Annotated in this window: 12 protein-coding genes; 8 read left to right on the top strand and 4 right to left on the bottom strand. The window is 70.6% G+C overall.

Annotation, left to right across the window (positions count from 1 at the left end; genetic code table 11):
* Positions 1 to 147 precede the first annotated feature (147 nt).
* Together OTB20_RS15165 and OTB20_RS15170 are read right to left on the bottom strand one after the other, a co-directional pair.
* Positions 148 to 987: a thioesterase family protein gene (locus tag OTB20_RS15165; RefSeq protein WP_267817869.1), complete on the bottom strand. Its 840-nt coding sequence runs from the start codon at positions 985 to 987 to the stop codon at positions 148 to 150.
* Between the two features lie 74 nt (positions 988 to 1,061).
* Positions 1,062 to 1,670: a LysE family translocator gene (locus OTB20_RS15170; protein ID WP_267759774.1), complete on the bottom strand. Its 609-nt coding sequence runs from the start codon at positions 1,668 to 1,670 to the stop codon at positions 1,062 to 1,064.
* Positions 1,671 to 1,771: 101 nt separating this feature from the next.
* Here OTB20_RS15170 and OTB20_RS15175 point away from each other — a divergent pair, with 101 nt between their 5' ends.
* Positions 1,772 to 2,605: a pentapeptide repeat-containing protein gene (locus OTB20_RS15175; protein WP_267817870.1), complete on the top strand. Its 834-nt coding sequence runs from the start codon at positions 1,772 to 1,774 to the stop codon at positions 2,603 to 2,605.
* A gap of 172 nt (positions 2,606 to 2,777) precedes the next feature.
* Entirely contained in the window at positions 2,778 to 3,065 is a 288-nt protein-coding gene (locus OTB20_RS15180) for a hypothetical protein (RefSeq protein WP_267817872.1), read from the top strand.
* Positions 3,066 to 3,134: 69 nt separating this feature from the next.
* On the opposite strand, the gene OTB20_RS15185 is transcribed toward OTB20_RS15180, so the two are convergent.
* The gene (locus OTB20_RS15185) at positions 3,135 to 3,278 is read right to left on the bottom strand and encodes a hypothetical protein (protein WP_267817874.1); all 144 of its coding nucleotides are present in this window, start codon (positions 3,276 to 3,278) and stop codon (positions 3,135 to 3,137) included.
* A gap of 673 nt (positions 3,279 to 3,951) precedes the next feature.
* On the opposite strand from OTB20_RS15185, the gene OTB20_RS15190 reads away from it, so the two are divergent.
* The 6 genes from OTB20_RS15190 to OTB20_RS15215 all read left to right on the top strand — a co-directional run bounded on the left by OTB20_RS15190 (position 3,952) and on the right by OTB20_RS15215 (position 11,172).
* Positions 3,952 to 4,260 (top strand): hypothetical protein, encoded by a 309-nt coding sequence (locus OTB20_RS15190; RefSeq protein WP_031145169.1) that lies wholly within the window; start codon positions 3,952 to 3,954, stop codon positions 4,258 to 4,260.
* 85 nt (positions 4,261 to 4,345) lie between these two features.
* Complete coding sequence (locus OTB20_RS15195; protein WP_267817876.1) at positions 4,346 to 5,167, top strand: hypothetical protein; 822 nt, start codon at positions 4,346 to 4,348, stop codon at positions 5,165 to 5,167.
* Positions 5,157 to 6,461 carry a hypothetical protein gene (locus OTB20_RS15200; RefSeq protein ID WP_267817878.1) on the top strand — a complete coding sequence of 435 codons (1,305 nt, stop codon included), beginning with the start codon at positions 5,157 to 5,159 and terminating at the stop codon, positions 6,459 to 6,461. Before OTB20_RS15195 ends, OTB20_RS15200 begins: the two co-directional genes overlap by 11 nt.
* Positions 6,458 to 8,020 (top strand): SCO6880 family protein, encoded by a 1,563-nt coding sequence (locus OTB20_RS15205; RefSeq protein WP_267817881.1) that lies wholly within the window; start codon positions 6,458 to 6,460, stop codon positions 8,018 to 8,020. The genes OTB20_RS15200 and OTB20_RS15205 overlap by 4 nt, the downstream gene beginning before the upstream one ends.
* Positions 8,021 to 8,039: 19 nt before the next feature.
* Positions 8,040 to 9,461 (top strand): ATP-binding protein, encoded by a 1,422-nt coding sequence (locus OTB20_RS15210; protein ID WP_267759761.1) that lies wholly within the window; start codon positions 8,040 to 8,042, stop codon positions 9,459 to 9,461.
* A gap of 1 nt (position 9,462) precedes the next feature.
* The gene (locus tag OTB20_RS15215) at positions 9,463 to 11,172 is read left to right on the top strand and encodes a type VI secretion protein (RefSeq protein WP_267817882.1); all 1,710 of its coding nucleotides are present in this window, start codon (positions 9,463 to 9,465) and stop codon (positions 11,170 to 11,172) included.
* Here OTB20_RS15215 and OTB20_RS15220 read toward each other — a convergent pair.
* Positions 11,169 to 11,402, bottom strand: coding sequence for a GNAT family N-acetyltransferase (locus OTB20_RS15220; protein WP_324290372.1), 234 nt, complete (start codon positions 11,400 to 11,402; stop codon positions 11,169 to 11,171). The two genes, OTB20_RS15215 and OTB20_RS15220, sit on opposite strands and share 4 nt — an antisense overlap.
* Positions 11,403 to 11,526: the final 124 nt, after the last annotated feature.

The following is an 11,526-nucleotide window of genomic DNA, read 5'->3' on the forward strand; positions in this document are numbered from 1 at the left end:
ACCTTCCCCCATCGAACGGCTTTTCCCGTGGCATTGCGCCACCCCGTGTCGAATCATCCCGCCGGACGGCCTTCGCAGGAACCGCCGCACCGAGGGTAGTTGGGGCACGAACCCCGGCGGACGGGTGAACTCATCAGACGATACGAACTATTGGGACCGCTCACCCCGCGGTGCCACGAACAGGCTCTGCGCGCTCCGCCCGATCGGCCCCTTCTCGTCGTGCAGCCGCGCGTCCGCCAACCCGATGCCCGCCGCGTCCACGCTCGTACGGGCCTGCACGCACACCCATTCACCGGCCGGATGGCGGTGCAGGTGCACGGTGAGGTCGCCGTTGACGAAGAGGTACCGCCCGAAGTCCATGACGGCGCTGATGCCGTTGCCCGAGTCGGCCGCGACCAGGACCCGGTCCAGCGGCCGGGGCTCCTCCCCGGCGACGAGCGGCACCCTCATCCGCATCCAGCAGGTCCCCGGACCGGACTCGAGGAACGCACCCTCCGTGAAACGGGTCTCCATCGCCGAGTGGTAGCCCTTCTCCCACGGCACCGGGAAGAACGGCGTCGGCCCCACCTCCCCGGGCGGCGGCACTTGCGGCCCGGGCACCACCGCCGGTACGGGCTCCCCCACCACCCGGATGCGCAGGGCACGCGCCAGCATCACGGGCGCGGCCCCGGCGGGGGCGAGCGCGGCCTCGACCACCTCGGTGCCGCGGCCGGCCCGCAGCACGCTGGTGGTCAGCTCCAAGGGGCCGATCGGCACCGGCCGAAGGATCTCGTAGGTGATCCGGGCGATCCGCATGTCCTCCCGCCCGCCCGGCCGCTCCTCGATCGCCCGCCCGAGCAGCGCGGCCGGCGGACCGGCGTGCTGCGAGCCCGGATCCCACGGGCCGCGCGTATAGCCGGTCGACAGGAACCGCCCCGCGTCGATCCGCTCGTAGAACCCCGCGACACCACTCTCAGCGGCGCTTGCGACACCACTCTCGGCACCCATGACCGCCACGCTACCGACTGGTAATCCGCGGCCGCCAGCCCCCACCGGCCCTCGCCTCCGCGGCCCCGCCCCGCTCAGCGGGCGAAACCCAGCCCCACGCCGAGACCCACCAGGACCGAGCCGATGGCCCGGTTCAGCGCCTTCTGCGCCTTCAGCATCCGGTCCCGCAGCCGGGAGTTGGAGAAGAACAGTGCCACCGCCGAGAACCAGCCCAGGTGCGCCACCGACATGAACAGCCCGTACCCGGCCTGCTGCCACACCGCAGTCCCCGGCCCGACCACCTGCGTGAAGGTGGACACGACGAACAGCGTGGTCTTCGGGTTGAGCACGTTGGTCAGGAAACCGCCCCTGAGCGCCCCGAACGGCGTCAGCCCGCCCTTCCCCTCCAGGTCCACGGTCACCTCGGCCCGCGCCCGGAAGGTCCGTATCCCGATCCACACCAGATACGCGGCGCCCGCGAGCTTGATCACCGTGAACAGCTCGGTGGAGGAGGCGATCAGCAGACCGACCCCGAGCATCGTGTACGAGACGTGGACCAGCACCCCGGCCGCGACCCCGGCGGCCGCGAACAGGCCGGTGGGCCGCCCGTAGAGGTAGCTGTTGCGGACGACCATGGCGAAATCCGCGCCGGGACTGATGACGGCGAGGAAGGTGATGACGGCAACTGCGATCACTTCGGTCATCCCCCGATGCTCGCCGCCCACACCCCACATGATCAAGCCCTCCCGGATCCCGGGCACCACCCCGCGAGCACCCGACTCCCCCGTCGGGAGACAATGAGGACGTGCCCAAGCCTCCTCCCGCCGCCCCCGCCCCGCTCCCCGTGCTGCAAGCCGACTGCGCCAACTGCTTCGCGCTCTGCTGCGTCGCCCTGCCCTTCGCGAAGTCCGCCGACTTCGCCGTGAACAAGCCGGCCGGCACCCCCTGCAAGAACCTCCGGCAGGACTTCCGCTGCGGCATCCACACCGGCCTGCGCGACAAGGGTTTCCAGGGCTGCACCGTCTTCGACTGCTTCGGCGCCGGCCAGCAGGTCTCCCAGGTCACCTTCGGCGGCCGCGACTGGCGCGCCCATCCCGCCGCGGCCGGCACGATGTTCACGGTCTTCCCGGTCATGCGGAACCTGCACGAGCTGCTCTTCTACCTCACCGAGGCCCTCACCCGACCCGCCGCGCGCCCCCTCCAGGCGGACCTGCGCGCAGCCCTGGCCGACACCACCCAATGGACCGCGGCGACCCCTGAAACCCTCGCCGAGTTCGACATCACCCCCCTGCGCCAGGAGGTGAACACCCTGCTCCTCAAGACCAGCGAACTCGTACGGGCCGAGGTGGCGGGCCGCAAGAAGAACCACCGCGGCGCCGACCTGATGGGAGCCCGCCTCCCCGCCGCGGACCTGCGCGGCGCCAACCTCCGCGGCGCCTACCTGATCGCCGCCGACCTCAGCGGCGCAGACCTGCGCACGGCCGACCTGATCGGCGCGGACTTCCGCGACACCGACCTGCGGGGCGCCGACCTGCGGGGCGCCCTCTTCCTCACGCAGCCCCAGCTGAACGCGGCCCGGGGCAACGCCGAGACCCGCATCCCGGCTTCCCTCACCCGCCCCGCGCACTGGCTCCCGTAGGGGCAGCTCCGCCCCCCGCACTCACCGGACGGCGCACACCGGACACTCGTGCGCCCCTGGCGCATCCACACGCTCCCCACCCGACGTGACCACGAGCGACTGAGCCAATACGGTGAGCCACGCAACCGGAAGATGATCGTCATCCGACGGGCCCACTGGAGGTTCTCCCACCATGCGACGACTGACCAAGACCCTCGGCACCCTCGCGGCCGCCGCCACCCTCGCCCTCGGCCTCGGCGGCTCCGCGTACGCGTCCTCGGGCGAACTGGTCGTCAACGGCTACCCGATCCACGAACCGTCCGGCTGCATCCTGCACAACGGCCCCGCCGCGGTCTCCAACCACACCGACGGCCCCGTCTTCATCACCAGCGGCCGCTGGTGCACGGGAGCGATCATCGGCGTCATCCACTCCGGCGAGACCCGCTTCGCCCCGTTCACCTCGAACATCCTCGTCCCGTAACTCCGGACACCCCGCGAGTGCCGTGCCCGGCTCGTGCCCCGGGCACGGCACTCGCGGGGAAGCCGGCCGTCAGGGCTTGACGACGGCCTGCCGGCCGAGCGGGCAAGTGACGCTCATGGCCGAGTAGTCGCAGAAGATCTCGGAAACATCCCCGCCCGGCGTCAGCACCTCACGTACGCCCGCCGCCCGGTACAGGTGACGGACACCCCGCAAGCATCCCTCGGGAAACCGGGATTCGCCGGCGTGGTGAGGTCCTTCCAGACGTACGCGCCGACCGTCGCCCCCTTCACGGTCCGCCGCCCGATGTACGCCCTGCCCCGGCTCAACGCGACACTGAGCTCCTGATCGCCCTGCGCCTTCACCGAGTCCATGTCCACGCACGGACCGGTCGACCCCCGGCCACCCTTCGGCCCGCGATCCCCCTTCGGCCCTCCGGCCGGCCGAGCACCCCGCCGCCCCAACCTGCCGCGAGCCCCCATCCGCCACCACTCCCCGCGCCTCCGTACCGAACCACGTGGAGCATCACCCGCAACCCCCGCTCCCGACTGGGCCGACTGACGGAATGTCGGAAAACATCATCGGTATGGTCGAACGAACCACGGCCCGTTGAGCCAAACGGCGCCCCCGCGACGACCACCCAGCCCACCGAGACGGCAATCATTGCCTGCGGTCACCCCTCGTGATACACAGAGTGACCATACGTTCTTTCCCCCACACGCCGCCCGACCCCAGGTCAGGACATACGGACGGCACCTGATGCGACAGATCGGGTAAAGAGAGCAGTCAAGTCGACATCCGACGGCGATTTCATCAGGGAAGATAGAGCGTGACCCCTGCCGTCCGGGCATGGGCTACCGGAACTACCCATACAGGGGCGGTGAGTTACATGATCCTGGCAGCCGAAAAGGGCGACATCACCACCATCATCGGCGGAATCGCCCCGAACTGGGGCCCGTTCGGCAGTCTCGGCAACGAAGCGAAGATCATGATCGAAGTGGTCATGGCCGTCGCGATCCTGCTCTGCCTGGGCATCGCCATCTGGGGCGCCGCCAAGCAGCGCATCGGTGCGACCGCACTGCGCGACACCTTCAGCGCGGAACAGGGCAAGGGCCTCATCGTGGCCGGCCTGACGGGCGTCTTCATCATCGGCTCCCTCGGCACCCTCTTCACGATCGTCTACGGAATGGCCGTCTAGCCAGAGCCCTGATGAGGACTCACCACGCCGCGCCTGCGCGGATACCAGCGCTACCGTCGTACGACGCGGAGGGGGCGAACACCGAATGAGCACCGACGACCAGTACGGTCGCAGCGAGGTCGGCGGCACCGGCCAGACCCGTACCCGCTTCCCGGAATCCGCCACCGACCCGTACGGCGCCCCCCGCCGCACCCCACGCCCCTCACGCGGCCTGGTCGCGGTGGTCGGCGTAGTGGTCCTCCTCATCGCAGCCATCGCCTTCGCGAACCAGTCCCGTACCCCCCAGGACCCCGCCAACCAGGACAAGCCCCCGGCCGCCAATCCCACGGCCGCGACGGGGGTCCCCCCGGTGGGGAACAAATCGTCCGGGGTTCCTTCCGGTTTCCCGCAGGATCAGCAGGGCGCCCAGTCGGCAGCGTCGAACTACGCCGTGGCACTGGGTTCTGATGGCATGTTCAACACCGCGCGCAGACACGCGATCATCGATGCCGTCGCGGACGCCGGCACCCGCACGAAACTCCAGAGCGGTTTCGACGCAGACTACTCCGCCGGCCTGCTCTCCCAGATCGGTCTGACCAAAGACGGTCTCGCGCCAACGGGATCCACGTTCGTCAACCGGACCGTGGCGGCCGGCACCAAGGTCACCAACTTCTCCGCGGGGACCGCCTCGGTCGACGTCTGGTGCATCGGCTTGTTCGGCCTGACCGGCGAGAAGTCCACCCGCCCCGTGACCAGTGGCTGGTTCACCATCTCCCTGACCCTCAAGTGGGACGGGTCTGACTGGAAGGTCCTCGAAACCGCCCAGAAGGACGGCCCCACCCCGGTCACGGGGGACGACCCGGTATCCACCTCCGACGAGATCGGCCGCGCCGTCACCGAATTCGGAGGCTTCACCTATGCCCGGTAGCCGCAAGCTCTCGTTCCGCGGCGTCGGTGCCACGGCAGCAGCCGTCCAGGCCGCCGTCATCCTCCTCGCCGCGCGCGCGACGGCCGCGCCGTCACCGCCAGCCGCCCCGTTGCCGAGTCCGAGCACCGATCCCTGCGGCTTGATCGCCGGCCCGGCCAAGGAGTACTGCGAACGCGGCGGCAACTCCGCCCCCGGCTCAGGCCTGGCCCCCAGCGACCCCGCAGACGCCCTGAACCCCCTCGCCTCCCTGGCCAAGGGCTGCGCCGACGCCGCAGCCTGGATCGTCGGCGAACTCAGCAAGGCGGTGAACGGCACCGCCAACGTCGACTTCACCAACGGCGCCTTCCTCAAGCAGTACGCCATCGTCTTCGCCGCCTCCACCATCCTCACGCTCGTCCTCTGGCTCTTCGCCGTCGCCAAACGAGCCATCCGGGGCGTCCCCTTCACCACCGCCATGTCCGAAGCCATCGGCTTCCTCTGGCTCACCGTCCTCGCCTCCGCCTTCACCCCCCTCATCCTCTACACCGTCGTCTCCGCCACTGACGGCGTCACCGAGGTCATCGCCTCCGCCACCGGCGGCCAGACCGACGTGTTCTTCGGCTCCTTCGTCGAGGCCCTCAAAAAGGGCGACGACATCGGCGGCGGCCCGATCATGCTGATCGTCGTCGCCCTCGTCACCGTCCTCGCCGCCGGCATCCTCTGCCTCGAGCTCGTGATCCGCGCCGCACTCCTCTATGTCGGCGCCCTGCTCGGCACCGTCGTCTACGCCGGCCTCGTGGACCGCAACCTCTGGGGCCACGTCCGCCGCTGGGCGGGCATCATGATCGCCGTCATCCTCGTGAAGCCGGTCATCGTCATCGTCCTCGGCCTCGCCGGAGCCCTCGCGGGCGAAAAGGGACCGAACGCCTTCTCCGCCGTCGTCTCCGGCCTTTCCATCATCCTCCTGGCGATCTTCGCCTCGGCGATGATCTACCGCTTCGTACCCGGCTTCGGCGACGAGATCGCCTCCGCCCGCACCAACCGCAGCAAGGCCACCGACGGCGCCCAGGCAGCCGCCGTCATCAGCTCCCCGGCCTCCCTCGTCTCCCAGGGCATCAAGACCCACAGCAGCCGCGGCGGCGGAAACAGCGGCAGCGGCGCCCACCGCGCAGGCGGCGGCAACCAGATCTCCGGAGGCGTGGCCGCACACAGCAGCCGCGGCTCCGGCGGCGGAAGCGGCGGGACCGGCCCCACCGCCGCACCCCCGCCCCGTACGGGCTCCAGCACGAGGAACACAGGAGGTGACGGGCGGTGACGACCCAGTCGCACCAGCTCCACCCGGTCACGCCCCGCCGCACGTATCTCATCGGCCGGGCCCGGCCGAACGCGATCGTCGGCAAGAACCGCGAGACCGGCGAGATCGCCCTGATCATCGTCGGCGCGTTCCTCGGCATGATGAGCGGACTGCTCGTCCCCAGCCTCACCCTGCGCATCGTCTCCCTCGCGGGCTTCCCGATGCTGGCCCTCACCGCCGTCTACGTCCCCTACCGCGGCCGCACCTTCTACCGCTGGTTCGAGATCAACCGCAGCTACAAGCGCACCCTGCGCCGCGGCACGACGTTCCGCTCCAGCGCCATGGAAGCCGGCATCCGCGCCGGCGACGGCCGCGAGGTGGAGGTCGGTCCGCCCCCCGGCATCGGCCGCATCAACTGGCTCGCCGCGCCCTTCGGCCCCGACGAGATCGCCGTCCTGCTCCACGCGGACCGCAGAACCGTCACCGCCGCCATCGAGATCGAGGGGCCCGGCGTGGGCCTGCGCGACAGCGAGGACCAAGAGGCCCTCGTCGACCGCTTCGGCACCCTCCTCAAGCACGTGGCCAACGGCGACGGCTTCGTCACCCGCCTGCAGATGCTCGTCCGTACCCTCCCGGCCGATCCGGAGGCCCACGACAAGGACGTGGCCGCCCGCGGCGACACCCACGCCCCGATCTGGCTCCGCGATTCGTACGACCAGCTCCAGTCGATGGTGTCGACCTCCTCCGAACAGCACCGCGCGTACCTCGTCGCCTGCATCCACTTCACCCGCGACCTCGCCGCCGAGGCCCACACCATCGCCCGCGCGGCCACCCCGTACAAGGGCCGCAAGGTCGACCGCGACGCCGGACTGGCCATCGTCATGGCCCGCGAGCTCACCGACATCTGCGCCCGCCTCGCCGAGGCCGACATCCGCGTCCGCCAGCCACTGGGCCAGGGCCGCCTCGCCTCCCTCGTGCACTCCATGTACGACCCCGACCACCCCATCGACCACATCCAGGCCATGACCAAGCGCAACGCCTGGCCCGCCGAACTGGACGCCGTCGAACCGACCTACCTCCAGGCCAAGACCCGCGAGTCCTCCACCCGCGCCCCCTGGTGCCACGCCACCGCCTGGGTGAAGGAATGGCCGATGACCCCGGTCGGCGTGAACTTCCTCGCCCCGCTCCTCGTCCACACCCCCGACGTCATCCGCACGGTCGCCGTCACCATGGACCTGGAACCCACCGAGATCGCCATCGAGCGCATGCTCACCGAGAAGACGAACGACGAGGCCGACGCCAGCCGCGCCGCCAAGATGAACCGCACCGTCGACCCCCGCGACATCGCCGCACACGGCCGGCTCGACCAGCGGGGTGAAGACCTCGCTAGCGGTGCGGCCGGAGTCAACCTGGTCGGGTACATCACGGTGTCCTCGCGTTCACCCGAAGCCCTCGCCCGCGACAAGCGCACCATCCGCGCCGCGGCGGGCAAGTCCTACCTGAAGATCGAGTGGTGCGACCGCGAGCACCACCGCGCCTTCGTCAACACCCTGCCGTTCGCCACCGGCATCCGACGCTAGCTGGAGGGAATGGCCGCCCATGCGAGATCCCATGTCCGCCCTGACGGACACCTTCACCAGCTTCCTGTTCGGCAAGGTCGAAACCACCAGACTCCCCGTCCGCACGTCCACCGGCCAGGCGCAGGCCGTCTACCTCCCCACGGCCGCCCCCGGACTCGGCGACTCCGGCGTCATCATCGGCCGTGAGGTCTACAGCGGCAAGGGCTACATCTACGACCCCTTCCAGCTGTACGGCCAGCAACTCCCGGCCCCCCACTGGCTGGTCCTGGGCGAATCCGGCAACGGCAAATCCGCCCTGGAGAAGACGTACGTCCTGCGCCAGCTCCGCTTCCGGGACCGCCAGGTCGTCGTACTCGACGCCCAGGGCGAGGACGGCGTCGGCGAGTGGAACCTCATCGCCCAGCAGCTGGGAATAACCCCCATCCGCCTGGATCCGATCGCCGCCAACGACGACGGGATCCGACTCAACCCCCTCGACCCGGCGATCACCGCGACCGGTCAGCTCGCGCTGCTCCGGACCATCATCGAAGTCGCCATGGGCCACGGCCTGGACGAGCGCTCGGGCTTCGCCCTGAAGGTCGCCCACGCCTACGTGGTGGACACGATCCGCGACCGCCAGCCGGTCCTGATGGACATCGTGGAACAACTGCGCCATCCGGAACCGGAATCGGCGCTGTCCATGAACGTGGCCACGGACGACGTCCGGGCCTGGGGCCTCGACGTCGCGCTCGTCATCGACCGCCTCGTCGACGGTGACCTGCGCGGCATGTTCGACGGCCCGACGACCGTCGGCATCGACCTCGACGCCCCCCTGATCGTCTTCGACCTCTCCCACATCGACCGCAACTCCATCGCCATGCCGATCCTGATGGCGATCGTCGGCGTGTGGCTGGAACACACCTGGATCCGCCCGGACCGCAAGAAGCGCATCTTCCTCGTCGAAGAGGCCTGGCACATCATCAACAGCCCCTTCGTGGCCCAGCTGTTCCAACGCCTCCTGAAGTTCGGCCGGCGCCTCGGCCTGTCCTTCGTCGCGGTCGTCCACCACCTCTCGGACGTGGTCGACGGCGCCGCTGCCCGCGAGGCGGCGGCGATCCTGAAAATGGCCTCGACCCGCACGATCTACGCCCAGAAGGCAGACGAGGCCCGCGCCACGGGCCGGGTCCTCGGCCTACCCCGCTGGGCGGTGGAAATCATCCCGACGCTGACCCCGGGCATCGCGGTCTGGGACGTGAACGGCAATGTCCAGGTGGTCAAACACCTGATCACCGAAGCCGAGCGCCCCCTCGTCTTCACGGACCGCGCCATGACCGAGTCCTCGGCCCAGCACCGGCTGCCCGACGACCTCCTCGCCGCGGAACTGGAAGCGGAGGAACGCGCTCTCCTGATGGAACGCCACCGCAACGCCGGCGGCGCCGGCTCGGCCACCACGGTGGCCTGACATGCCCGAACGCACGGACCGCACGGACCACCGCCCCCAGGGCGGCATCCCGGACGGCCTCCTGGTGGGCCTGCTGGCCTTCCTCCTCGGCGTGGCCGTCCTCACCTGGACGGCCACCGGCCTGGCCGCCCTCTTCACCAAGGGCGCCTGGCCGGGCACGGTCACCTTCACCCGCACCCCGACGGCGGTCCGCTCGCTGATAGCTCAACCCCACAACATCCCGGCAGCCTGGCCAGACACGCCCCCGGAATCCCTCTCGAACTGGGGCCTGGTCTGGGGCCTGTTCATCAGCCAGCTCCTGGTCCTCCTGGTCCTGACCATCTTCACCCTGGGCATCATCGCCCGCACAAAATCCCGCCGCCGCCACCCGGCCCCACCGTCACCCGAACCAACTCCGGTTGCGTCGTCCCCGCTGGCAACTCCAGCCTCACTGGCAACTCCAGCCCCGCCGGCGTTTGAGGCGCGGGGGCCCGGGGGCTGGCCCCCGGCAACGGCGCCGCACCCACCCACGAGGCCGTCGCCCCTCTCAGCCCCGCCGGCGTTTGAGGCGCAGGGGCCCGGGGGCTGGCCCCCGGCAAAGGCGCCGCACCCACCCACGGTCCCCACCCCCACCAAGCCCCACCCGGCCTTCCCCCCGGCGCAGCCGCTCTCAGCCCCGCCGGCGTTTGAGGCACAGACCACCCCCCAAGCCAACCGCACCGCCCCATCCCCCACAGACGAGGCATACCGCTACGGCTTCGGCTACGCCCCCAGCGCGCCGCCCCCCAACCCCGCACAACCCCACCGCCTCACATACGCCCCACCCGCGGCCCGCACCACCGCCGCCGCCGAGGCCATCGCCGCCGCCCCCGGCGCAGTGCTCGTGATCACGTCCTCCCCCACCCTCTGGTCGGACACGAAGGACGCCCGCTCCAAATTGGGCCCCGTCCTCCTCTACGACCCTTCCCACCTCTGCGAGACCCCGGCCCGCATCCACTGGAGCCCCACAGAAGGCTGCGCGGACCGCGCCACCGCCACCGCCCGCGCCGTCGCGCTGCTGGCCCCGGTCCGCCCCCAGGCCCGTATGGACTCCGCCCTCGCGGACACCGCGGAAACGCTCCTGCGCAGCTGGCTCCAGGCCGCCGCCCTGGACAACCGCCCCTTCAAGCAGCTCCACCGCTGGGCCCAGGGCACCAACGCCCAGGAGCCGGTCCGCATCCTGCGTACCCACCCCCAGGCGGCGACAGCCGCCCCCGGCGCGGCCGGCGAGCTCGAGAGCGCCCTCACCGCTCACCCGGAGCGCCGCGAACTCGCCCAGCACCTCACGGCCCGCGCCCTGACGGCCCTCTCCTCGATCCACATCCGGGAATCCTGCACCCCGAACCGAAACGACTCCCTCGCCCTGGCATCGTTCGTCTCCGAAGGGGGCACCCTCTACGTGGTGGGCGAACCGCTGGAAGACCCCCGTGCCCACCCGGGTGCGATGCCGCTGCTGACCGCACTCGCCTCAAGCGTGGTCGAGCACGGCCGCCGCATGGCCGCACGGTCATCCGACGGTCGGCTCGACCCACCACTGAGCCTGGTCTTCGAGGACGTCGCCGCCGTGGCCCCGATCCCCCAACTCCCGCAGCTGCTCCAGGACACGACGCTCCCGCTCGTCGCCCTGTGCCGCAGCCGTGAACAGGCCCGCTCCCGCTGGCCGGAGGCGGACCTGCCCGTCGCCGCCCGCTAAACCGGCCGCGGGAACACGTACTCCAGTTCCTTCGCGGACGGATCGGTCGGCATCGGCACGACCTGCCCGCTCGGCTCGAACCCGAAGCGCCGGTAGAACGCGCCGGCCCGCGCATTGGCCTCGTGCACGAAGAGCCGTACGCGCCCCAGCGCCGGCTCCTCCAACGCCCAGGCCCATTCCAGCGCGGCCGCGAACAGCGACTCGGTCACCCCGGTGCCCCGCTGCCCCAGGGCTGTTGCAAAGTCGGATTGATCTTGTAGACGCGCTGGTGTGGCCGTGTGACGGTGTCCGGCGGAGGCGCTACGAACGCAACGAAGCTCCCGTTGATGCGGGTGACCTTGCCAAGTCGCCTGT

This window comes from Streptomyces sp. H27-H1 (assembly GCF_026627445.1).
Lineage (GTDB): Bacteria > Actinomycetota > Actinomycetes > Streptomycetales > Streptomycetaceae > Streptomyces.

Excerpts from the sequence above, each read along its gene's own strand:
- OTB20_RS15165 (WP_267817869.1), bottom strand. The coding sequence starts at position 987 with ATGGGTGCCGAGAGTGGTGTCGCAAGCGCCGCTGAGAGTGGTGTCGCG.
- OTB20_RS15170 (WP_267759774.1), bottom strand. The coding sequence starts at position 1,670 with ATGACCGAAGTGATCGCAGTTGCCGTCATCACCTTCCTCGCCGTCATC.
- OTB20_RS15180 (WP_267817872.1), top strand. The coding sequence starts at position 2,778 with ATGCGACGACTGACCAAGACCCTCGGCACCCTCGCGGCCGCCGCCACC.
- OTB20_RS15190 (WP_031145169.1), top strand. The coding sequence starts at position 3,952 with ATGATCCTGGCAGCCGAAAAGGGCGACATCACCACCATCATCGGCGGA.
- OTB20_RS15195 (WP_267817876.1), top strand. The coding sequence starts at position 4,346 with ATGAGCACCGACGACCAGTACGGTCGCAGCGAGGTCGGCGGCACCGGC.
- OTB20_RS15200 (WP_267817878.1), top strand. The coding sequence starts at position 5,157 with ATGCCCGGTAGCCGCAAGCTCTCGTTCCGCGGCGTCGGTGCCACGGCA.
- OTB20_RS15210 (WP_267759761.1), top strand. The coding sequence starts at position 8,040 with ATGCGAGATCCCATGTCCGCCCTGACGGACACCTTCACCAGCTTCCTG.
- OTB20_RS15215 (WP_267817882.1), top strand. The coding sequence starts at position 9,463 with ATGCCCGAACGCACGGACCGCACGGACCACCGCCCCCAGGGCGGCATC.